Annotated in this window: 19 protein-coding genes; 8 read left to right on the forward strand and 11 right to left on the reverse strand. The window is 67.7% G+C overall.

The features are described 5' to 3' along the window. Positions 1 to 3 precede the first annotated feature (3 nt). The 7 genes from AC3WQM_RS16610 to AC3WQM_RS16640 form a co-directional block, all read right to left on the reverse strand. The gene (locus tag AC3WQM_RS16610; protein WP_492680208.1) at positions 4 to 1,287 is read right to left on the reverse strand and encodes a CpaE/TadZ family protein; all 1,284 of its coding nucleotides are present in this window, start codon (positions 1,285 to 1,287) and stop codon (positions 4 to 6) included. Between the two features lie 41 nt (positions 1,288 to 1,328). Continuing rightward, complete coding sequence (locus AC3WQM_RS16615; RefSeq protein WP_492680210.1) at positions 1,329 to 2,702, reverse strand: type II and III secretion system protein family protein; 1,374 nt, start codon at positions 2,700 to 2,702, stop codon at positions 1,329 to 1,331. Positions 2,703 to 2,750: 48 nt separating this feature from the next. Then, positions 2,751 to 3,752, reverse strand: a complete 1,002-nt coding sequence (gene cpaB / locus AC3WQM_RS16620) for a Flp pilus assembly protein CpaB (RefSeq protein ID WP_492680212.1) — start codon at positions 3,750 to 3,752, stop codon at positions 2,751 to 2,753. A gap of 71 nt (positions 3,753 to 3,823) precedes the next feature. After that, positions 3,824 to 4,327, reverse strand: a complete 504-nt coding sequence (locus AC3WQM_RS16625; protein ID WP_260685069.1) for an A24 family peptidase — start codon at positions 4,325 to 4,327, stop codon at positions 3,824 to 3,826. A gap of 12 nt (positions 4,328 to 4,339) precedes the next feature. Next, a complete protein-coding gene (locus AC3WQM_RS16630) occupies positions 4,340 to 4,558 on the reverse strand; it encodes a Flp family type IVb pilin (protein ID WP_313906287.1) in 219 nt (72 codons plus the stop codon). 373 nt (positions 4,559 to 4,931) lie between these two features. Further along, positions 4,932 to 6,332 carry a L,D-transpeptidase family protein gene (locus AC3WQM_RS16635; protein WP_492680214.1) on the reverse strand — a complete coding sequence of 467 codons (1,401 nt, stop codon included), beginning with the start codon at positions 6,330 to 6,332 and terminating at the stop codon, positions 4,932 to 4,934. A 77-nt stretch (positions 6,333 to 6,409) separates the two neighbouring features. Continuing rightward, on the reverse strand, positions 6,410 to 7,585 hold the full coding sequence (locus AC3WQM_RS16640; RefSeq protein WP_492680216.1) for a nuclear transport factor 2 family protein: 1,176 nt from the start codon (positions 7,583 to 7,585) through the stop codon (positions 6,410 to 6,412). A 205-nt stretch (positions 7,586 to 7,790) separates the two neighbouring features. On the opposite strand from AC3WQM_RS16640, the gene AC3WQM_RS16645 reads away from it, so the two are divergent. Further along, positions 7,791 to 8,795, forward strand: a complete 1,005-nt coding sequence (locus AC3WQM_RS16645; protein ID WP_492680218.1) for a Bug family tripartite tricarboxylate transporter substrate binding protein — start codon at positions 7,791 to 7,793, stop codon at positions 8,793 to 8,795. Between the two features lie 125 nt (positions 8,796 to 8,920). Here the strand turns inward: AC3WQM_RS16645 and AC3WQM_RS16650 are convergent, their stop codons facing one another. Next, positions 8,921 to 9,718: an IclR family transcriptional regulator domain-containing protein gene (locus AC3WQM_RS16650; protein ID WP_492680220.1), complete on the reverse strand. Its 798-nt coding sequence runs from the start codon at positions 9,716 to 9,718 to the stop codon at positions 8,921 to 8,923. A gap of 137 nt (positions 9,719 to 9,855) precedes the next feature. On the opposite strand from AC3WQM_RS16650, the gene AC3WQM_RS16655 reads away from it, so the two are divergent. From AC3WQM_RS16655 to AC3WQM_RS16680, 6 genes are all read left to right on the forward strand, one after another. Beyond that, the gene (locus tag AC3WQM_RS16655; protein WP_492680222.1) at positions 9,856 to 10,557 is read left to right on the forward strand and encodes a 3-oxoacid CoA-transferase subunit A; all 702 of its coding nucleotides are present in this window, start codon (positions 9,856 to 9,858) and stop codon (positions 10,555 to 10,557) included. Further along, a complete protein-coding gene (locus AC3WQM_RS16660) occupies positions 10,554 to 11,201 on the forward strand; it encodes a 3-oxoacid CoA-transferase subunit B (RefSeq protein ID WP_447747030.1) in 648 nt (215 codons plus the stop codon). Before AC3WQM_RS16655 ends, AC3WQM_RS16660 begins: the two co-directional genes overlap by 4 nt. A gap of 30 nt (positions 11,202 to 11,231) precedes the next feature. Further along, complete coding sequence (pcaF, locus tag AC3WQM_RS16665; protein ID WP_070062661.1) at positions 11,232 to 12,437, forward strand: 3-oxoadipyl-CoA thiolase; 1,206 nt, start codon at positions 11,232 to 11,234, stop codon at positions 12,435 to 12,437. Next, positions 12,437 to 13,414: a Bug family tripartite tricarboxylate transporter substrate binding protein gene (locus AC3WQM_RS16670; RefSeq protein WP_492680224.1), complete on the forward strand. Its 978-nt coding sequence runs from the start codon at positions 12,437 to 12,439 to the stop codon at positions 13,412 to 13,414. Before pcaF ends, AC3WQM_RS16670 begins: the two co-directional genes overlap by 1 nt. Positions 13,415 to 13,470: 56 nt before the next feature. Then, complete coding sequence (locus AC3WQM_RS16675; protein ID WP_492680226.1) at positions 13,471 to 14,484, forward strand: Bug family tripartite tricarboxylate transporter substrate binding protein; 1,014 nt, start codon at positions 13,471 to 13,473, stop codon at positions 14,482 to 14,484. A gap of 301 nt (positions 14,485 to 14,785) precedes the next feature. Then, entirely contained in the window at positions 14,786 to 17,908 is a 3,123-nt protein-coding gene (locus AC3WQM_RS16680) for an autotransporter domain-containing protein (protein WP_492680228.1), read from the forward strand. Positions 17,909 to 17,928: 20 nt separating this feature from the next. Here AC3WQM_RS16680 and AC3WQM_RS16685 read toward each other — a convergent pair whose 3' ends face one another. The 3 genes from AC3WQM_RS16685 to AC3WQM_RS16695 form a co-directional block, all read right to left on the reverse strand. Continuing rightward, on the reverse strand, positions 17,929 to 18,351 hold the full coding sequence (locus tag AC3WQM_RS16685) for a ribbon-helix-helix domain-containing protein (RefSeq protein WP_492680230.1): 423 nt from the start codon (positions 18,349 to 18,351) through the stop codon (positions 17,929 to 17,931). 75 nt (positions 18,352 to 18,426) lie between these two features. Beyond that, complete coding sequence (locus AC3WQM_RS16690) at positions 18,427 to 19,005, reverse strand: DJ-1/PfpI family protein (protein ID WP_492680232.1); 579 nt, start codon at positions 19,003 to 19,005, stop codon at positions 18,427 to 18,429. Between the two features lie 132 nt (positions 19,006 to 19,137). Continuing rightward, on the reverse strand, positions 19,138 to 19,608 hold the full coding sequence (locus AC3WQM_RS16695) for a hypothetical protein (protein WP_099792795.1): 471 nt from the start codon (positions 19,606 to 19,608) through the stop codon (positions 19,138 to 19,140). Positions 19,609 to 19,750: 142 nt separating this feature from the next. Between AC3WQM_RS16695 and AC3WQM_RS16700 the strand changes: the two genes are divergently transcribed. Then, positions 19,751 to 21,022: a TonB C-terminal domain-containing protein gene (locus tag AC3WQM_RS16700; RefSeq protein WP_492680234.1), complete on the forward strand. Its 1,272-nt coding sequence runs from the start codon at positions 19,751 to 19,753 to the stop codon at positions 21,020 to 21,022. Positions 21,023 to 21,098: the final 76 nt, after the last annotated feature.

Here is a 21,098-nt window from a genome sequence, read left to right on the forward strand (position 1 = left end):
GGATCAGCCTTCGTTATCTCTCTTCCAGAGCCCCGTGATCTGCGCCATCAGTGCCACCCAGCGAGGGTCCTTGGCAGGCGGTTGACCGGAGACGGACATGTATTCCTGGTGCAGGGTGCGAGCCAGGCCGCCGACGGCCTGTGCATACGGATCGTTGCGGGCGGTGCGCACGAGCATTTCGCCGCGGCAACCGGCGGCAAGCAATTGGGTGCTGCGGTCGGGCAGCACATGCTGCAGCGGCAGTTCAAGGCGCTCGGCGATGTCCTTGGCCGACAGGCCGACGCGAGCGTCGAACTTGTTCACGACCAGGGTCATCCGCTCGGTCTCGACGTTGCGAGCGCGCAGTTCCTTGAGCATGTTGGCCGTCGAGACGATGGCGCCGATGCTCTGGTCGCACACCACCCAGGCGTTCTGTGCTTCGCGCACGGTCTGGGCGATGAAGTCGATGGTCGAGAAGCCGCCGAGGTCGGCGATCTGGAAGTCGAAGAAATCGGCCAGACGCCGGATCAGCGAGACGGAATCGGCATGCGAGATCTCGCGCACCTGCGCCAGATTGGTCGGTAGCGGCAGCACGGCGACGCCGCTGGTGTGATGTGCCAGTGCGGTGTGCAACAGGGTCTGGTCGAGGCGCCGCAGATTGCGCACTCCATCGACGAAGCTGAAGCCGCTTTGCGTGTTCAGGTACAGGAGGCCATCGCGTGCGGGCAGGCCCAGGTCGAGCAGCGCCACGCCATGGCGGCCGTTGCGGCCCGGCGGACGTGCAGGCGCTTGCCCCAGTTGGTCGTACAGCGTGAGCGCCAGGCTCGTGGCCAGCGTGGTGACGCCCAGGCCGGCACGCGCGCCCAGCAGGGCCAGCGTGCTGCCGCGCAGGCCCCCGGGGAGCGAGCGCCGCTTTTCGAGAAGCGCGCGCAGGGTGCCCACGGCTTCATCGGGCGCGGCCGAGAGGTCGATGAAGTCGTCCACGCCGGCGCGAAGGGCAGCCAGCATCGCGGCGGGTTGCGAAGACACGCCGGCGGCCAGCACGGGCAGGGTGGGCCAGTCGCGCTTCAGGCGTTGATGGAGTTCGCTGGCTGCGGCGGCTTGCTCGGGAGAGAAATCGATGAACACGGCCACAGGGCCGAGCAGGGAAATGCGCTCGTCGATGGTCTTCGTGTCCTGGCTCAGGACGACGACCGAGCCTTCGTGGCTCAGGGCGTCGGTCAGCCAGGTGATGTGGCCGCCGTTGGCTGACGCGAACAGGTAGGTTTCGCTGCCAGTTTCCGGAAGGTTGTCGCGTGGGGCGTTCATGGTGCCGTTCTGCGATGTGCGATTCGTAAGACCGTCATCCATCAGCGGGAGAAGCCCGGCACCGCCGTGTTGGCTGCGCCGCCGAGGAAATGCGAACGCCACACGGGGCCGTCGCGCTGCTCGGCGCCGCCTGGGAGGTAGGGCGTCAGATCGGTGTTGCGGGCAATGGGCTTGACCAGATGCGGGGTGACGAGGATCACCAGTTCCTTCTCGCTCATGTGGTACTTGTTCTGGCGGAAGAAGGTACCCAGGATCGGCAGGTCGCCAAGGAGCGGGACCTTGTCGACATTCGAGGTGGTAGTGCGGCTGACGAGGCCGCCGATGATGAAGCTTTCTCCGTCGCCCAGTTCTACCGTGGTGTCGGCGCGCCGGGTGCTGATCGCGGGTACGGCGACGCCGCCGATGCTGAGCGAGTTGGTGTAGTCGAGGTCGCTGGCTTCAGGAGCCACCTTGAGCACGATGCGGTCGTTCGACAGCACAGTGGGCGTCAAGGTCAGGCCGATACCGAAGGGCTTGTACTCGATGCTCGTGGTACCCAGACCCTGAGGAGCTGGAACGGGCAGTTCTCCGCCGGCCAGGAAGCTGGCGCTCTGGCCCGACATTGCGACCAGTGTGGGCTCGGCGAGCACGCGCGCCATGCCATTGCCCTCAAGAAAGCCGACGTTCAGCCCGATACCGGCCTTGCCGAAGTTGAACAGAAGGCTGAAAGCTTGTGCGAGAGGGTTGCTGTATTCACCACTGATGCTTCCATCCGACGCGAAAGTTGCAGACTTCAGCGACGACGGCGTGAAAGAACCAAAGCTGAATCCATTGGAGTTGGCGCGCGTGCTGAAGATGTTCAGGCCAGCTTGCTTGAGCACACTGCGGTTGAACTCGACGACCTTCACTTCAACCTGGACGGTATTGCTTCGCACGTTGACGACAGAGCGGTCGATGAGTTCCGTCTTATCGCTCGCGCCGGCCAGGGCCGTGTCGCGTGCTTGCTGGTGCGCCGCGACGCTGTCCATGGTGCCCGAAACAGTGGCGCTACGACGCCGCACTTCCACGGCATAGGTCGTCGCTGCTGCATTGCCCTTCTCCCAGACCATCAGCGTGGTGCGTCCTGCCGCCTTGCCGGTGATGATCAGTCGTGCTGCGGGAGAACTCGGTGTCTTGCGGGTGACGGTGACGGCCGCGACGGCCTCGTCGGCGATGGCCATCCGCTCAATGCCCTTGTCGATCAGAAGCTCCTGCTGCGTGCCCGCATTGAGAATCAGCGGCCGCTGGGGCAGGGTGCGCACAGCCTGGGTGTCTGCGGCGTTGGTGGCGAGCGGCCAGGCGGCCTGGGCCAGCGCACACAAGGCGATCAGCGACGAACGCAACAGCGGCGGGGCGCCCGCAGGGCTGCTCGACGGTTCGCGTGGCGTGTAGGGCATGTGGCTTCTTTCCTGGATGACAGACTTGACGGCTGAAGTGCGCTGCACTCAATAGCTCATGGTTTCGCTGCGGTCGCCGCGAATGACTTCGACTTGAAGGCCGCCGCGAGCGGTACCTGATTGGGGTGTCCGTGTCGCAGTTGAGATGGCGCGGGCTTCAGTCAAGGCGGGACGACTGGCGACGTTCTTGCCGCCAGTCACAAGATCGAGTGCCGTCAAGCCTGCTTGTGCACGGTCAAGTCCTTCCAGAGGCGGGCGGCGAGGCTCACCGGGTCGGACCGAGGCAGGCTGCAGTGCGGTCGGGAGATCGGCAAAGAGCTTGGGGTCGGGCTCACCCGTGTCGTTGGGGTTGCGCAGCGCGAGCATCAGTCGACCGGTTGCATCGCCGATCGTGAGGCGGTTCACGTCATCGACGGGCACCGCCAGCACGGCGGTGCGGGCAGGCTCGGTGCGCTGGGCTTGTTGTTGTTGCTGCTTGTCCGCCGTCTTCGAAGGAAGACCATCGACGGATGCCGAACCGAAGGCGAGCACGCGCTTGCGCGAAAGAAGCAGGCGTGCCTGACTGCGATCGACGTCCTTGCCGTCCGACTTCAGCGTGATGAACACGTCGACGAAGTCGCCGGGCTGGATCTTGTTGCCGACACCCATGATCTCGTCGGCCTTGATGGCGACGGCGCGTTCGCCTGCTCCCACGCGAAGGGCAAGGCCCGAAACCAGCTGGTTCTCCATCACGGGCGAGCCTTCCGAGAGATCGAGTACCGGAACGCGATCGGCCGCCGCTGCCACCTCTTGAAAAGCGCCCGCGGGATTGACGGTGAGATGCTCGACGCGCAGGGCATCTGCTGGAATGACTTGACCCGCAGGCAGCGGCTTGGCGGCAACGACGACGGGGTAGGTGAGTGCGGGCTGGCTCTTTGTCTGCTCGCTCCCTCGTTCAGAGGCCGCAGGGGCCTTTGGCGTGGGCTGCCGACCGAGCATCCAGGCGTAGACCCCCAGCAGGATGGCCAACAGAACCAGGATGGCAGCGATGATTTTGGTGATATTGATCATGGGCGGCGGAGGGAAGGGAGCAAGCGATCATGAGGAGGGAGATGAAGGGCCTGCGAAACGCAGCAGAGCGGCTAACTCTCTCGTCCCCAAACCATCCACACCACGGCGGCCAAGGCCAGGTAGGCCGCGTAGGGAATGATGCGAAGCCGGCGTGCCGGCGTATTGGATTCAGTGGTGCGCGACGGGCCCGCGAGCATCGAGGTCAATCGAGGGAAAAGAGGCCAGCGCTCCAGATAGCGCCAAAGCATCGCGTGAGCGCAAGCCAGCAAACTGGCGATGACCCAGATCGGGATGAAGGCGGAAAACCCGACCCACAGCCCCAAGGCACCTGCGAACTTCACGTCACCCGCCCCCATGAGGCCGGTGGCGTAGAACAACAGGAGAAAGCCGAAGCCTGCTGCTCCACCAAGGAGCGCCGCTTGCCAATCGAACCCGAGAGGCCCTGTCCCCAGCGCGAGTGCCGCAACTGAAAGGGACGCGCCTGCGACCACAAGCCAGTTGGGGACGCGGCGCTGCTGAAAGTCATAGGCGGCGACAAGTAGCAGCCATAGCAAAAAAGTCGCCGTCAAGATCATCGCAATCGACCTTCAAGTCGTCACGATCTTGGCGAGTTCGGTCGAAATCTTGGTGAAGATGGCACCCAATTTGGAGCCAATCGTGGGAAGAGATACGAGGATTGCAATGGAAATAAGCCCTGCGATCATTCCGTATTCAAGTGCAGTCGCACCTTCTTCATCACGCAGAAAACGAGTAATAGAACTGAGCATGGTGATCTCCTGAAAGGAAGTGTTAACAAAGGCTGGCACGGTGGATGTTATACAGCGTAACTCCGTGTATCAAGGGAAGAAACACATGGGATCGAGTCGCGGATGTGCTACTCGGAGGGGTAAAGCAGGAAGGCGGCCAGCCTCGTTCGGCCCCCACAACGGGGCAGAAAAGGTCACTTATTCACAGTCTGGAGATGTTCGTTTCCCTCTGTAAACCGCATGCACACTGGCATGGACGAGGGGAACGCGTTACGGGCGTGGGAACGTCCGGAAGTTGAGCGTTACGGGAACATGCCCGTTACGTGTTACGTAGCGCGGTACCTAGGGGTGCAATTTGTAACACCCGACAAGGCGGCTTCGTTTGGGCAATAAGTCACACTTTTGGGGTGGAGACCCCTTCGGTGACGTGGGCTCAGCCCAGGATTTCTTCGTGGAAGAGCTTCCACTCGCCCGCCTGGCGCAGCCAGTACTGGCGACGGGTGCGGCCGTTTTTCTCGCCCTCGAACACCTCGCCGAAGGTGGCGACCATGGTGTCCTCGGTGTCGCGCCAGTGGAGGTACGACACGTCCTTGATTTGCACTCGTTTACCTTGTGCGTAGGTCAATTCGTCGCGGAGCACCGAATTGGCGTCGACGGGCTTCCGGCTGGCGCGCTGGAAATCCGGCAAATAGAATTTTTTCAATTGCGCTTCATTGCCGCTGGCTCGTGCGTCTTTCCAGGCGGTAATTGAATCGGCGAATTTCTTTTCTTCTTTTTCGGCCTGCGGCTGCGAAATCCATTGCAGGCTGCGCGCGGTGACGACGGGCGTGGCACCGATCTGTACCTTGCGCAGCAGCTGCTTGAGGTCGGGGTTGGCCATGACGACGCAGCCGTCGCTGGCCAGCGGCGCCCGCGCAAACTGCTGGGGCGGGGTGCCGTGCAGCCAGATGCCGCTGCCGGTCTTGCCGCGCCGCACGTCGTACGGGTTGGGGTAGTTGATGGGCAGGGCGCCGGCGCCGTAGAAGTCTTTCAGCGAGCGCGGGTCGAGGCTGCTGGTGATGTAGTACACGCCCAGCGGGGTGCGCGCGTCGCCTTCGACGGCCTTGTCGGTGCCCGACTTGCCGACCGAGATGTAGTAGTCGGCGACGAGCTTCAGGCCCTTGTCGGCGTTCTCGAACAGGTACAGCCGCGAGCGCGAGGCATCGACGGCAATGGCGAAGCGGCTGCGGGTCGAGAGGGTGAGGAACTGCGAGGGCACGGTGCCGGCGGGCGGGCGTTCGCGCAGGGCCTGCAGGCGGCGGCGCGATTCCTCGTGCAGCTCGACCATGGCCGGGTTGCCGCGCAGGCGCGCGATGCCGGCGGTGTCGGGCATGGCGTTCGACGGCGGCACCTGCGCCGCGAGCAGGTCGCCGTACACGAGCTGCGCGAGCTGGAAGTTCGGGTGGTCGCGCACGAGGGTCTGGGCCTTGGCCAGCGCCTCGCGGGTCTTGCCGCGACCGAACAGTTCGTAGACGCCGATCAGGCGGGCCTCGGCGCCGCTGGCTTCCTGGATCGGCGCGGCGGTTCTTGCGGTCTTGCGGGCCGGGCGCGTGGCGCCCGCGTTGTCCGCGACGGCGGCGCGCTTGCTCTTGGCTTGCAGCTGCGTCTTGCTGGCGCCGCTGCCGGCTTTGCTGCTGCTGCCCTTGGCTTCCTTGGCCGCGGCACGGCTGCCACTCGCCTTGGCGGCCTTCGTGCCGCCGTTCTTGGCGTTGGCCGTCTTGCTGGCGCTGCTGTGGTTGTTACTGGCTGCGAACGCGGCGCCGGGCGTGGCCAGCGCGAGCGCGGAGGCGGCCATCAAGGCCGCGAGCAGTTTCCCGCTCCTCAGCGGGAACGGGAGGGTCTGAAGCCGGCCGCGCCGGACGATGTCTGCCACTAGCCGCCGACGCTTTCCTTGCGAATGTGCCACTGGTTGCCAGAGCGTTGCAGTTCGAGCGTCTTGCGGCTCGCGATGTTGAGGTTGTCGGCGCGGTAGACCTGACGGAACTTGGCGGTGGCGGTCTGTCCGTCGACCTTGATCGCGAGGTTCTCGAGGTTCACGCTGATGCTGGACTTGCCGACGATGCGGGCGCGGCGGTCTTCTTCCCAGGCCTTGCGGTTCTGTCCGCCGGCGGGCACGAAGTCGCTGCCGTAGGCGGCGAGGTAGCGGTCCATGTCCTGGCTGGCCCAGGCCGAGGCCCAGCCGCGCACGACGGATTCGATCTCGGCGGTGGACGCCGACGCAGCGGCGGGTGCCGGTGCCGGGGCCGGTTCAGGCGCCTTGGCAACCGGTGCGGGCGCTGCGGCCACCTTGACGGGCGGCGCGACAGGCGCGGCGGCCGGTGCCGGCGCGGGCGCAGGAGGTGCCTTGGCGACGGGCGCAGGTGCGGGCACGGGGGCCGGAACAGGTGCCTTGGCGACCGGTGCAGGCGCAGGCGCCGGGGCGGGCTTTGCAGCCGGCGCCGGTGCGGGCGTCGTCGTGGCCGAGGCCACGAGGGTCGAGCCGCCCTTCGAGCCGGCCGCTGGCGGGGCGGTGAAGAGTGTGCGGATCACGGCCAGCTTGGGCTGCACGGCGGTGTTGTTCTGGTCGAGCTGCAGCGCCTTGCTGTAGGCCTGGCTGGCCAGCCGCGCGTACACGTCGCCGAGGTTTTCCTGGGCGGTGGCGTAGCTGGGGTTGGTGCGAATGGCGCTTTCGAGGGCGTTGCGGGCCTTGTCGAACTGGTTCTGGCTCGCGTAGATGACGGCGAGGTTGTTGAACGGCTCGGGCAGCTCGGGTGCGTCCTGCGTGAGCTGGGTGAAGGCGGCGATGGCCTCGGCGCGCTTGCCGGTGTCGAGCTGGATCACGCCCTTCAGGAAACGCATCTGCGGATCGCGCGGCTTGTCCTTGAGGAAGGCCTCGGCCTTGGTCATGGCCTCGTCGAGCTTGCCGGCCTGCATCAGGCGGTCGACGTCCTCGTGCTCGGTTGCGGCCAGCGCGGGAAGCGCAGTGCCGCAGGCCGCGGCGGCCAGGAGCAGGGCGCGCACGGTGGGGGAGAAGCTGAAGCGGGCGCGAGGCCGGGGGCTCTTGGGCATTGCGGACAAGACCTCGTTGGTGGGGAAGGGGAATGCGGCAGGCATTGTAAATGCGCCCGTCACCTCTGGATACCAAGCTGACGGAGCCGTCGAACGGCCCTATTCACAGTTGTGCCGAACTTGTGCAATGCAGCATCATCATGTAACTTCACGTAAGCAAAATTTGCGTCCAGCCCCTGATTTTTCCAACCCTCCGGAGTCCGTTTTGAAGATCACCAAACGCCGCCTGCTCGAAGGCGGCGCTGCAGCCATTGCCACTTCGCTGTTCACGCCGGCCTCGTGGGCCCAGCGCGCAGCAGGCGGCGATGCCGCCTGGCCAACCAAGCCCGTGCGCATCCTCGTGGGCTTTCCGGCCGGTGCCTCGCCCGACCTGGCGGCGCGCGCCATCGCCGAGCCGCTCTCGAAGCTCCTGCGCCAGCCGGTGACGGTGGAGAACAAGCCCGGCGCCAGCGGCAACCTCGTGGCCGGCGAAGTGGCCAAGGCCACGGACGACCACACGATCGGCGCGCTGATCAACGGCAACCTCACGATCGCCAAGCTGCTGAACCCGTCGCTGGGTTTCGACCCCGAGAAAGACTTCGCGCCCATCGGTCTGATCGGCACCGCGCCGCTGGTGCTGGTGGTGTCGGGCAGCGCCACGGGCAAGACCGCGGCCGACCTGCTGCTGTGGGTGCGCAACCTGGGCAGCGGCGGCAAGTACGGCACGCCGGGCGTGGGCACCGTGGGCCACCTGGGCATGGAGCTGCTCAAGAGCCGCGCCGCCATCACCGCGCAGCACAAGCCCTACACGGGCAACCCGCAGGTGATCGCCGGCATCCTCGCGGGCGAGATCCAGCTGGCGCTGCTGCCGCCGGGCCTGGCGATGCCGCACGTGAAGTCGGGCAAGCTCAAGGCCATCGGCGTGACCTCGCCCGAGCGCAGCCCGCTGGTCAACGAGCTGCCGACGATCCGCGACGCCGACGTGCGCGGCGCCGACCTCGAGATCTGGACCGCGCTCGCCGCGCCCGCCAGCATGAAGCCGGCGGCCGTGGCCAAGCTGAACGCCGCGCTGGTGGAGGTGATCAGTTCGCCCGAGGTGAGCGAGGCCCTGCTGAAGACCGGCTGGCAGGCGCAGCCCGGTTCGCCCGACGCGCTGGCCAAGCGCATGCGCGCAGACACGACCCGGTTGGGCGGCGTGATCATCATGAAGGGCATCCATTCCGAAACCTGAGCTCGCCCCCAGGCTTCGCGCACTTCGTGTCGCTTCTCCAACCCCCTGCCGGGGGCAACACCAGCGGCCCGGCGAAGCCGGTTCCGCGGTGTTCCTGAAGGGATCGGCGACCGTGCGTGGATGGCCTACAGCAGCGCCGACACCTGCCGTGCCGCATCGATCAGCGCCGGCAGCATCGTCTCCTGCATCACCTTCGCACTCGTGCGATTCGCCTGTCCGCTGATGTTCAGCGCGGCCACCATGCGGCCCTGGCGGTTCACGATGGGCGCGGCCACGGAGATCAGGCCTTCTTCCAGTTCCTGGTTCACCAGGCACCACTGCTGCTTGCGTGCCTGGGCCACCTTGGTCATGAGCGCGTCGATGTCGGTCACGGTGTGCTTGGTCAGCGCCTCGAGGTTCGAGGCCTCGAGTCGCGCGCGCACTTCGTCGTCACTGAGGTCTGCGAGCAGCAGGCGGCCCAGCGACGTGCAGTACGCCGGCAGTCGCGAGCCCACGCCCAGGCTGATGCGCATGATCTTCTGCGTCGGCACGCGCAGCACATAGACGATGTCGGTCGCGTCGAGCACGGCGGCCGAGCACGACTCCTGCACCTGCTGCACCAGCGCCTCCATCACGGGCTCGGCGCGGTTCCAGATCGGCATCGACGACAGGTAGGCAAAGCCCAGGTCGAGGATGCGCGGCGTGAGCGTGAAGAGCTTGCCGTCGGTCACCACATAGCCCAGCGTCTGCAGCGTGAGAAGAATGCGCCGCGCCCCCGCACGCGTGAGGCCGCTGCCGGCGGCCACCTCGCTCAGGGTCTGGTGCGGTGCGCTCGCGCTGAACGAGCGGATCACCTGCAGGCCGCGCGCAAAGGACTGCACGTAGCTGTCGCCGGGGGCGGGCGTGTCGGTGGTGGACGTAGCGGAAACGGGGTGGGTTGCCATGGCGAGCGATCCTCTCTAAAATTCATTATACGAACAAAAGTTCTTTAGACGAACAAATTGCGGTTCGCGAGGATTCGTGAATTCGGCAGGGTGTTCGGACCGTTCGGTTTCTTTCTTCACTCCCGGAGACAAGCTTCATGATCAACAAGATCGCGCGCTCGGTCGCCGATGCCCTGGCAGGCATCCAAGACGGCGCCACGGTGCTCATCGGCGGTTTCGGCACCGCCGGCATTCCAGGCGAACTCATCGACGGCCTCGTCGAGCAGGGCGCCAAGGACCTCACGGTCGTCAACAACAACGCAGGCAATGGAGAGACGGGCCTGGCGGCGCTGCTCAAGGCCGGGCGCGTGCGCAAGATCATCTGCAGCTTTCCGCGCCAGGCCGACAGCCAGGTGTTCGACGGCCTGTACCGCAGCGGCAAGCTCGAGCTCGAACTCGTGCCCCAGGGCAACCTGGCCGAGCGCATCCGCGCCGCGGGGGCCGGCATCGGCGCCTTCTTCTGTCCCACCGGCTACGGCACGCAGCTCGCAGGCAACCGCGAGACGCGCGAGATCGACGGCGTGCAGTACGTGCTCGAGTACCCCATCCACGGCGACGTGGCGCTCATCAAGGCCGAGCGCGGCGACCGCTGGGGCAACCTGGTCTACCGCAAGGCCGCGCGCAACTTCGGCCCGGTGATGGCCATGGCCGCGAAGAAGACCATCGCCACTGTGCACGACATCGCCGAGCTCGGCACCCTCGACCCCGAGACCATCGTGACCCCGGGCATCTTCGTGCACCAGGTGGTGCGCATCGAACGTGTCGCCACGCAAGCGGGCGGCTTCAAGAAGGCAGCATGACCATGGCATACACCCGTCGCACCAAAGACCAGCTGGCAGCCCGCGTCGCACAAGACATCTTCGACGGCGCCGTCGTCAACCTCGGCATCGGCCAGCCCACGCTGGTGGCCAACCACCTGCCGCAGGGCCGCGAGGTCATCCTGCAGAGCGAGAACGGCATCCTCGGCATGGGCCCCGCGCCCGAGGCCGGCGAAGAAGACTACGACCTCATCAACGCCGGCAAGCAGCCCGTCACGCTGCTGCCGGGCGGCTCGTTCTTCCACCACTCGGACAGCTTCGCGATGATGCGCGGCGGTCACCTCGACATCTGCGTGCTCGGCGCGTTCCAGGTGTCGGCCACCGGCGATCTCGCCAACTGGCACACGGGCGAGAAAGACGCCATTCCCGCGGTCGGCGGCGCGATGGACCTGGCCATCGGCGCCAAGCAGACGTGGGTCATGATGGACCTGCTCACCAAGCAGGGCGCGAGCAAGCTGGTGCAGCAGTGCACCTATCCGCTCACCGGCATCGGCTGCGTCAAGCGCGTGTACTCCGACCTCGCCACGCTCGAATGCACGCCACAGGGCCTGAAGCTCGTCGACACCGTCGAGGGCCTGAGCCGCGAAGAGCTCGAGAAGCTGGTCGGCCTGCCGATCGCTGCCTGATCCGTTCCACCCATTCAAGAGACAACTCACATGACCAATCAAGCCTTCATCTGCGACGCCGTCCGCACCCCCTTCGGCCGCTACGGCGGTTCGCTCAGCAGCGTGCGCACCGACGACCTCGGTGCCGTGCCCCTGCGCGCGCTGATCGAGCGCAACAAGAACGTCGACTGGCAAGCGGTGAGCGACGTGCTCTACGGCTGCGCCAACCAGGCCGGCGAAGACAACCGCAACGTCGCGCGCATGTCGGCGCTGCTCGCGGGCCTGCCGATCGAAGTGGGCGGCGGCACCATCAACCGCCTGTGCGGTTCGGGCCTCGATGCACTGGGCACCGCCGCGCGCGCCATCCGCGCCGGTGAAGCTGGCCTGATGATCGCCGGCGGCGTCGAAAGCATGAGCCGCGCGCCCTTCGTCATGCCCAAGGCCGAGAGCGCCTTCAGCCGCAACAACGCGGTGTACGACACCACCATCGGCTGGCGCTTCGTCAACAAGCTCATGAAGGCGCAGTACGGCGTCGACTCGATGCCCGAGACGGCCGAGAACGTGGCCACCGACTACAAGATCGAGCGCGAGGCGCAAGACCTGATGGCGCTGAACTCGCAGCTGCGCGCCGTGGCCTCGCAGAAGTCCGGCTTCTTCGACGCCGAGATCGTGCCCGTGAGCGTGCCGCAGAAGAAGGGCGACGCCCTCATCGTCAACAAGGACGAGCATCCGCGTGACACCACGCTGGAGGCGCTGGCCAAGCTCAAGCCCATCGTGCGTCCCGACGGCACCGTCACCGCCGGCAATGCCAGCGGCGTGAACGACGGCGCCTGCGCGCTGCTGCTGGCCGACGAAGCCAGCGCTGCCAAGCACGGCCTCACGCCGCGCGCCCGCGTGGTCGGCATGGCCACGGCCGGCGTCGCGCCGCGCATCATGGGCATCGGCCCGGCGCCCGCCACGCAGAAGGTGCTGGCGCTCACCGGCCTCACGCTCGACCAGATCGACGTCATCGAACTCAACGAAGCCTTCGCCGCACAAGGCCTCGCCGTGCTGCGCCTCCTGGGCCTGAAGGACGACGACGCGCGCGTGAACATCAACGGCGGCGCCATCGCCCTGGGCCACCCGCTCGGCGCCAGCGGCGCACGCCTGGCCACCACCGCGGTGAACCAGCTGCACAAAGGCGGCGGCCGCTACGCGCTGTGCACGATGTGCATCGGCGTGGGGCAGGGCATCGCCGTGATCCTGGAACGCGTCTGATGGCGCTCGCCCGACGCGAGCTGCTGCTGGGCCTGCTGGCAGCAGCGGGCCTGCCGGCGCACGCGCAGCAGGCCGACGGCAAACCTATCCGCATCGTCGTGCCCTTCGCGGCCGGCGGCGGCAACGACGTGTTCGCACGCCAGATGGCCAAGGGCCTGGGCGAGGTGCGCAAGTCGGGCGTCATCGTCGACAACAAGCCCGGCGCGGGCGGCAACCTCGGCACCGAGCAGGTGGTGCGCAGCACGCCCGACGGCAGCACGCTGCTGCTGGGCCATACGGGCACCGTGTCGATCAACCCGGCGCTGTACAAGGGCCTGAAGTTCGACGCCCGCAAGGACCTCGTGCCCGTGGCCATGTTCGCCTCGTCCGCGCTCGTGCTCGTGGTGCCCGCCGCCTCGAAGGTGCGCAGCGTGGCCGACCTCGTCAAGGAGGCCAAGGTGCGTCCCGGCCTGCTCGACTACGCCTCGAGCGGCAGCGGCACCGGCGGCCACCTCACGGGCGAGCTCTTCGCGCAGCGCACCGGCACGAAGATCAATCACATTCCCTACAAGGGCACCAACCCCGCGCTCACTGACCTTTCGGGCGGCCAGGTGCAGATGATGTTCAGCGTCATCCCGCCCGCGCTTGCGCTGGTCAAGGGCGGGCGCCTGCGCGCCATTGCCGTCACGGGTGCGAAGCGCCTGCCGTCGCTGCCCGATGTGCCCACCGTGGCCGAGTCGGGCCTGCGCGAACTCGCGGGCTTCGAGAGCACGCTCACCTACGGCATCCTCGCGCCGCGCGGCACGCCCGATGCGTTCGTGAAGACGCTGTCGGCGCAGATGCTGCAGGTGGCGGGCGGCGCCGAGTTCCAGTCGCGCCTGGACGTGGAAGGCGCCGTGCCGCTGCTCGGCGGGCCGGCCGACTACGCCGCGCTCATCGCGAAGGAAAGCGCGCTGTGGGCCGACATCGTCAAGGCCTCGGGCGCGTCGGTCGACTGAGCGGCGGCCCACCGCTTCCCACCCATCAACGATTCATCAAACCGGAGACTTCCCTCATGTCCTTCTTCCGTTCGTCGCTTTCGCGCCGCGCCATCGCCGCGACCGTGCTGGCCCTGACTGCGGGCGGCCTGCTGCCGCTGACTGCTTCGGCACAGCAGCAGCCCGCAGCCTTCCCGACCAAGCCCGTGCGCATCATCACGCCGTTCCCGGTCGGCGGTGGCCCGGACGGCGTGGCCCGCCTCGTGGCCGACAAGCTCTCGCGCGCCTGGGGCCAGCCGGTGGTGGTGGAGAACCGCCCGGGCGGCAACGGCTTCATCGCCATCGACGCCTTCAAGCGCGGTGCGAAAGACGGCCACGACATCATCGTGCTCGACAACGTGCACCTGGCCGCGTACCCGGCGCTGTTCAAGAAGCTGCCGTACGACGCCTCGAAGGATTTCGACGCGCTGCTGCCGCTGTTCAAGACCTACTTCTTCTTCACCGTCGCCACCAACAGCAAGTACAAGACCGTGGGCGACCTCATCGCCGACGCCAAGGCCAACCCCGGCAAGCTGGACTACGGCTCGTGGTCGGTCGGCAACCCGGTGCACCTGGGCTCGGAGCTGTTCGAGTCGGCCACCGGCACGCAGATGGAGCACGTGATCTACAAGGAGACCACGCAGCTGTACACCTCGGTCGCCACCGGCGAGCTGGCCTTTGCGCTGGGCAGCAGTGCCACCGCCGGCCCGCTGCAGCGCGCCAACAAGCTGCGCTTCCTGGCTGTGGCCGCGCCCCAGCGCAACGCCGCCTTCCCCGACGTGCCGACCGTGGGCGAATCGGGCGGCCCGAAGGGCTTCGAGGTCATCGGCTGGAACGCCATCGCCGTGCCCAAGGGCCTGCCCGCTTCGGTGACGGAGAAGATCAAGCGCGACATCGAGAAGGGCCTGGCCGAACCCGACGTGCTGGAGAAGTTCAAGAGCTTCGGCTACGAGCCGTTCCCGACCACGCGCCCGCAGTTCGACCAGTTCGTGGCGACGGAAACGAAGCGCTTCACCGACGTGATCCGCAAGGCGAACGTGTCGCTGGACTGATCGCTCGCGCTCGGCGCGGCATCTGCAACGAACAAGGCACCCGCGAGGGTGCCTTTTCTTTTTTTGGGGCGCGTCGGCCGAATGATTTGTGCTGTCCCAAAGTCACATGTTACGTACGGATACGCGCCTGGGTAGACCGTCTACCGCACGCCCTGACAGAGGCGACGCGGCCCCGCCTTCGGCGGATCGCTCCCGCTTCACGGTACCCCCTTGCAGGGATACACGTAACTGGCACCCGTTCTTACATTTTTGACTTGCAAATCCGAAATCGTCGCCCCGTGGCGAAAAGGGAGTTGAAGTCATGAACAAGATCTTCCGAACCCTGTGGAGTCCCACCGTCGGCACCTGGGTGGCCGCGCCGGAAATCGCGCGCGGCCGCGCGCGATCGTGCAGCGGGGGCGGCGTGCGCGCGGTGGCGGCAGCGGCGGCAACGGCTGCGCTGTGGGTCTGCGTCGTGCCGGTGCTCGCGGCCGGCGGCGCGGGCGGCCAGCCGGTCGGGGACACGTCGCTGAACGGGGGCGCCGGCGGCAGCAACGGCACGGGCGGCAGCGGCGCGCTCAACGACACCACGGTCAATGCCTTCGGCGGCGCGGGCGGATCGTCGACGCCGGGTGGCGTCACTGCCGGGGCCAACGCCAACATCGGCAGCTTCGGCGGTGCCACGCCGGGCACCGGCGGCGCGGCCGGCACCACCAGCACGCCCACCGGCCCCGGTGCGTTCCAGGGCGACGCCGGCGGCGCGGGCCAGGCGCAGACCGGCGACCCGGGCAATGGCAACGGCTATGGCGGCGGGGGCGGCGGCGGCTTCCAGGGGATGTCGATCGGCAACAACGTGGCCAACTCGCCCGACAGCTACACCGGCGGCATCGGCGGCGCGGGTGGCAACGGGTACTGGGCCGCGGGCGGCGGCGGCGCGGGCGGCTACGGCTCGATCCTGAGCGGCCCGCTCGGCAGCTACACGGCCACGGGGTCTTCCACGGGCGGCGCCGGTGGCAAGGGCGGCGACGCCTTCTCGCAGGGCGGCGGCGGCGGCAGCGGGGGCGGCGGCTTCTACCTGAACGCGACCAACCCGGGGCTCGGCTTCACCAACACCGGGCCCCTCACGGGCGGGGCGGGTGGCGCCGGTGGTTCCGAATTGCCGGGCTCCCGTGCCAACGCCTCGGGCGGCGGCGGCGGTGCAGGGGGCATCGGCGCGACGTTGACGGGTGTTGCCGTCACCGTCAGCAACTCCGGCGCGATCACGGGCGGCGCCGGGGGCGCGGGCGGTGCGGCCGGCGGCGGAGCGGGCGGTACCGGCTCACCGGGCAGCGGCGGAGATGGCGGGGCGGGCCTCGCATCGACCGGCGCGGGCGCAACCGTCACCAACACCGGCACCATCGCCGGTGGGGCAGGCGGCGTCGGCGGGGCCAACAGCAACGGCGGCCCGAGCGGTGCCAACGGCGTGGGCGGCGTCGGGGTGACGGGCGCGAACCTCGCGCTGACCAACGGCGGAACCATCACGGGCGGCCTGGGCGGCGACGGCATCACGCGCGCCGCGGCGGTCGCGTTCACGGGCGGCACCAACAGCCTCCGGCTGAACACGGGCTCGTCGATGACGGGCGCGATCTCGATCGGCGCGGGCGCGACCGCCAGCGTCATCGCGGGCGCCAGCGGCCTCAGCGTCAGCAACGCCCTGCTGCTGGGCGGCACGGGCACCATCGACACCAACGGGAACAACCTGGCGTGGACGGGTGCGATCTCCGGCGCCAGCGACCTCGTGAAGATCGGCGCGGGCGTGCTGACGCTGAGCGGTGCCGACACCCACTCGGGCGCCACCAACGTCGCAGCGGGCACCCTGCGCGCCGGCGCCGCCAACGTGCTCAGCAGCGTGAGCCCCTTCACCGTGGCCACCGGTGCGACGCTCGACCTGGCCGGCAACAGCCAGACCCTCGCGTCGATGGCCCACAGCGGCACGGTGTCGCTGGTGGGCGCGGTACCCGGCACCACGCTCACCGTCACCGGCCCGTGGGGCGGCAACGGCGGCACGCTGCGGCTGGGCACCGCGCTGGGCGGCAGCGCGAGCGCGAGCGACCGGCTCATCCTGAGCGGCGCCACCGCCGTCGCCAGCGGCACGACGAATGTGCAGATCACCAATCTGGGTGGCCTGGGCGCGCTCACCACCGGCAACGGCATCGAGGTGATCAGCGCCCTCAACGGCGCGACCACCACCGCGCAGACGACCAAGAACGCCTTCGTGCTGGCCGGCACGCACGTCGATGCGGGCGCCTACGAGTACCGGCTGCATGCGGCCGACGCCGTCGGCGCGGGTGAGAACTGGTACCTGCGCTCGACCGCGGCACCCGTGACACCAGTGACGCCCGTGACGCCTGTCCCACCCGTCACGCCGTCTGCCGGCGGTGGCGGCTCGGGCACCGGCGGCACAGGCGGCGTGCCCGTGCTCGTCGTGCCCACCTACCGCGCCGAAGTGCCGCTGTACGCCGCGCTGCCCGAGCAGCTGCGCCAGGCCAGCTTCGCGATGCTCGGCAACAGGCGCCTGCGCATGGGCGAGGACCTCGTCGCGGGCGCGAACCCGGCCAAGCCCGCGCAGGGCTACCGCGAGGCGTGGGGCCGCATCATCAGCACCGACCGCACCATCGGGCAGGGCGGCACCGTGAGCCCCACGAGCAAGGGGCGCCTCACGGGCTTCCAGGCCGGCACCGACCTGTGGGCCACCCCCGACTGGCGCGCGGGCGTGTACGTCGGCCAGCTCGACGGCGACATGCGCGTGAACGGCTTTGCCAGCGGCCTGGCGAACCTCGGGGTGGGCAGCAACAACCAGAAGAGCGAGTTCCTGGGCGCCTATGCCACCTGGACGCACAGCCCCAGCGGCGTGTACGTCGATGGCGTGCTGCAGGCCGGGCGTCACCGCTACAGCGCCTTGCCTGCACTGGGCCTCTCCAGGGGCGGCAAGGGCAACAGCCTGCTGGCGTCCATCGAGGTGGGGAAGTCGATTCCCATTGCACAGAACTGGACCCTCGAGCCGCAGGTGCAGCTGGTGCACCAGCGCGTGAGCCTGAGCGACACAGGCATCTCCGGCGCGCTCGTGCAGCAGAAGAGCCACAACGGCTGGCAGGCACGCGCCGGTCTGCGCGTGAAGGGCGAGTTCGTCACCAGCGCCGGGCTGCTGCAGCCCTATGTGCGGGTCAACTTCTACCGCAGCAGCAGCGGCACCGACGTCACCCGCTTTGTCGGCCCGGCCGGGGTCACGGACATCGCGACGCGCACCGGCGGCCGCAGCACCGAGCTGGCGGCGGGGGCCACGCTGCAGGTGGCCGAGAACACCAGCGTGTATGTGGAGCTGGGCAAGCTGTGGGCGGGCTCCGGCGGCGACTCGCGCATCAAGAGCGGGGTCAATGCGAGCGTCGGCGTGAAGATGCGCTGGTGATCTCGTGCGCCGGGCGGCGTCTACGCATGCCGCCGCACGGCGGCGTGGAGCGTGTGCACGCGCGTCTCGCCCGGCGGCTGCGCAGGCGACGGCCGTCCCCACCCCTGCGGCAGTTCATGCAACACGGCGTTCGCATCGAGCGAGCGGATCGCGACCGAGGTGTCGGCCGGAATCCGCCCCTGCGCCACCATCGCCTCGTAGCGCAACGCGCACACCCGCAGGAACGACGCGAAGTTGCCGACCTCGGCGCGCGCCGCCACCAGCTCGTCGTACAGCCGCTCGATGAGCTGCACCACGGCCATGCCGTCGCGCTGGGCGATCTCTTCGAGCACCTGCCAGAACAGGTTCTCAAGCCGGATGCTGGTGACCACGCCGTGCAGCCGCACCGAGCGCGTGCGCGCGTCGTAGCTTTGCGGATCGGCGCTGATGAAGACTTCGCACATGGGCCATCTCCTCGAGAGGCAGGGTGAATCGGGGCGACGCGGCACTGTAGCGCCGCCCGCGTCCATCCGTTCAGGTCAGTGATCGATGCGGGTGCCGAGCACCACCAGGAATTGCGACAGCCACGCCGGATGCGCCGGCCAGGCCGGTGCGGTGACGAGGTTGCGGTCGGTCACGGCCTGGTCGACCGGGATGCCCATGTACTCGGCGCCGGCCAGCTCCACCTCGACCTGGCAGGCCGGATACGCCGACACCTTGCGGCCCTTGATGAGGCCCGTGGCCGCGAGCAGCTGCGCGCCGTGGCAGACGGCGGCCACCGGCTTGTCGGTGGCCAGGAAGTGGCGCGCGATCTCGACCACGCGGGGGTGCATGCGCAGGTACTCGGGCGCACGGCCGCCGGGGATCACGAGCGCGTCGTAGGCCTCGGGGCGCACGTCGTCGAAGGTCGCGTTCAGCGTGAAGCGGTGGCCCGGCTTCTCGCTGTAGGTCTGCGCGCCTTCGAAGTCGTGGATGGCGGTGTGCACCCAGTCGCCGGCCTTCTTGTCGGGCGCCACCGCATGCACGGTGTGGCCGACGGCCAGCAGGGTCTGGAACGGCACCATGGTTTCGTAGTCTTCGGCGTAGTCGCCGCAGAGCATCAGGATCTTGCGAGCCATCGGGTTTGTCTCCTTCGGATGAGGTGTAGCGAAACCGGCCGGCGCAGGGGGCGCGCCGGCCGTCGCCGCATTATTCGAAGGGGGAGGCTGCAGTGGGTAGCAGCGGGCTGTGATGCCGCTGCGGTCGCTGTGTCAGATCAGCGTGGCGCTCACGCCGCGTTGCACCACGGGCGCGATGCCGGCGTAGAAGAACGCCAGGCTGTCTTCCGGCCCGTTGACGGCGCGCCCGCGCACCTTGGCCATCGCGCAGACGCCGACCTGTGCGCTGTCGGGGCCGATCACGAGAACGAAGGGGTTGTCGTCGTCGCCGCGCAGGTAGCGTCCGCCGAACTCGCGGCGTGCGGTTTCGAACACGTAGGCCGACGCCAGGAAGTGCAGGTCGTCGGGCAAGGGCGCCTGCTGCTGGAAGAAGTCTTCGAGCACCTGGTCGACCAGCACCAGCGAGGCTTCGGAGTAGTCGAGCGCCGCGCCGTCGATGGGCGTGCCGGGTTGCGAAAAAGCTCCGATGAAGTCTTCCGCCTGCGAGGCCATGCCGGCTTCGAGCGTCGACGGCATTTCTACTTCCGGTTCCTTTTTCTTCTTCAGGAAATCGAACAGTCCCATGGTGCGTCTGCGCCTTTCTCTTGTGGATGAAGGAGGTCGCAGGCTAGCGCAGAACGCGCATGCGGCGATGACGCCCCACGGTGGATGAAGACCCGAGCTTGCTTTTGATTGTTGCCGAATGTATGTTCTTCGATGGCGAGGCTTGAGCCCGCCTGAAAGAAAAAAAAGCAACAAGGGGAAGAAGCGCATGGGAGGAGATGCACCGGCTGTCTGCACGATGGCATGCCGATGGGGTCGGCTGCTGGTGGCCACAATTTGTCTGGGTATCGGTGCTGCCGCGTGCATAACGCCTGCGGCCATCCCTTCCGGCGACGCCTCGGTGGTGTCGCCGATCAGGCTCGGCATCGGGTCTTTCTATGGCGATGCCGAGACGGCGAACCTGTTCGTCGAGGTGCTGCGGGCAGACCTTCGGCGAGGCGGAACATCCATCGGAACATTCGACGCCAGCGGAGCGAAGCTGGGCGCTTTCGACATGCCCGATTGGGCTGCTTGGCGGGCGCGTGGTGCGAGCGCCGCGATAGGTGGGCGCGTCGAGATTCGCCCGGACGGCCGGGTGATCGCGCAGGTTCGGATATGGGATGTCGTCGCGCGCCAGGAGCTCGGCGGGTTGCAGTTCGATCAACCCGTCGAAGATCGACGCCTCGTTGCGCATGCGATTGCGAACTTCGTCCAGGAGAAGCTGACTGGCGTCAAAGGCGGTTTCCTCGACAGGCGCGTCAAGATCAGCCTCAAAGGCACGCGCTATGTCATGTCGATCAGCGACAGCGACGGTGCCAATGAACAGGCTGCGCTGAGTTCTCCGAAGCCTCTGTTGATGCCACTGTGGCTGCCCGACCGGAAGTTCCTGACCTACGTGTCGCTGGAAACCTCGACGCCGGCCGTCTGGTTGCAGGAGGCCGCTTCAGGCATGCGGGAGCCCGCAGCGGCGGCCATGCAATTGGTCAAGGCGTGTCCATCCGAGGCTGCTCTTTTCGCTTCTCTTCCCATCCAGACACCGCCCGAGCAACTGCTTGAAGAAGGCTGGGAAAAGCACGCAGGCGCGGCCTGCAAGGCCAGGTTGTTGGCGCTCGCCAACGAGGCCGAGTCAGCACTTGCACGCCGGCGGCTGGGGTTGCCTGCAAGACCCGCCGTCAGGGCGGACAGTGAGTTGAGTTGGGCGGAGCGCGTCGCCAAGGTCATTCGACCGAACATCGTCTTCGACGTTTCGCCGCTGACCGGAAACCCCGCGGTCGATATCAACGCACAGCTGGCGCCCGATGGTCGGGTACTCGGTGCCATCGTGGAGAAACCCAGCGGCTTTCCGGACTGGGATGCGGCGGCCCTTCGTGGGGTGTTGAAGACAGAGCGCCTCCCACTCGACGTGAGCGGGCGGGTGCCACCGGTCTTCGTGCTTCGCATGCGGCCATTGCAGTGAGTGATGGGCCGACTGTCTTCCCCTGAACATGACAACAAGGAAAAACCTGTGAGATCGAGTCCTTCGCTGCTTCAAC

The organism is Variovorax sp. FW301-JW7, assembly GCF_058788795.1.

Bases quoted from the DNA above. Each gene is read 5' to 3' on its own strand.
- AC3WQM_RS16610 (WP_492680208.1), bottom strand. From the start codon at position 1,287: ATGAACGCCCCACGCGACAACCTTCCGGAAACTGGCAGCGAAACCTAC.
- AC3WQM_RS16615 (WP_492680210.1), bottom strand. From the start codon at position 2,702: ATGCCCTACACGCCACGCGAACCGTCGAGCAGCCCTGCGGGCGCCCCG.
- cpaB (WP_492680212.1), bottom strand. From the start codon at position 3,752: ATGATCAATATCACCAAAATCATCGCTGCCATCCTGGTTCTGTTGGCC.
- AC3WQM_RS16625 (WP_260685069.1), bottom strand. From the start codon at position 4,327: ATGATCTTGACGGCGACTTTTTTGCTATGGCTGCTACTTGTCGCCGCC.
- AC3WQM_RS16635 (WP_492680214.1), bottom strand. From the start codon at position 6,332: ATGGCCGCCTCCGCGCTCGCGCTGGCCACGCCCGGCGCCGCGTTCGCA.
- AC3WQM_RS16640 (WP_492680216.1), bottom strand. From the start codon at position 7,585: ATGCCCAAGAGCCCCCGGCCTCGCGCCCGCTTCAGCTTCTCCCCCACC.
- AC3WQM_RS16650 (WP_492680220.1), bottom strand. From the start codon at position 9,718: ATGGCAACCCACCCCGTTTCCGCTACGTCCACCACCGACACGCCCGCC.
- AC3WQM_RS16655 (WP_492680222.1), top strand. From the start codon at position 9,856: ATGATCAACAAGATCGCGCGCTCGGTCGCCGATGCCCTGGCAGGCATC.
- AC3WQM_RS16660 (WP_447747030.1), top strand. From the start codon at position 10,554: ATGACCATGGCATACACCCGTCGCACCAAAGACCAGCTGGCAGCCCGC.
- pcaF (WP_070062661.1), top strand. From the start codon at position 11,232: ATGACCAATCAAGCCTTCATCTGCGACGCCGTCCGCACCCCCTTCGGC.
- AC3WQM_RS16670 (WP_492680224.1), top strand. From the start codon at position 12,437: ATGGCGCTCGCCCGACGCGAGCTGCTGCTGGGCCTGCTGGCAGCAGCG.
- AC3WQM_RS16675 (WP_492680226.1), top strand. From the start codon at position 13,471: ATGTCCTTCTTCCGTTCGTCGCTTTCGCGCCGCGCCATCGCCGCGACC.
- AC3WQM_RS16680 (WP_492680228.1), top strand. From the start codon at position 14,786: ATGAACAAGATCTTCCGAACCCTGTGGAGTCCCACCGTCGGCACCTGG.
- AC3WQM_RS16685 (WP_492680230.1), bottom strand. From the start codon at position 18,351: ATGTGCGAAGTCTTCATCAGCGCCGATCCGCAAAGCTACGACGCGCGC.
- AC3WQM_RS16690 (WP_492680232.1), bottom strand. From the start codon at position 19,005: ATGGCTCGCAAGATCCTGATGCTCTGCGGCGACTACGCCGAAGACTAC.
- AC3WQM_RS16695 (WP_099792795.1), bottom strand. From the start codon at position 19,608: ATGGGACTGTTCGATTTCCTGAAGAAGAAAAAGGAACCGGAAGTAGAA.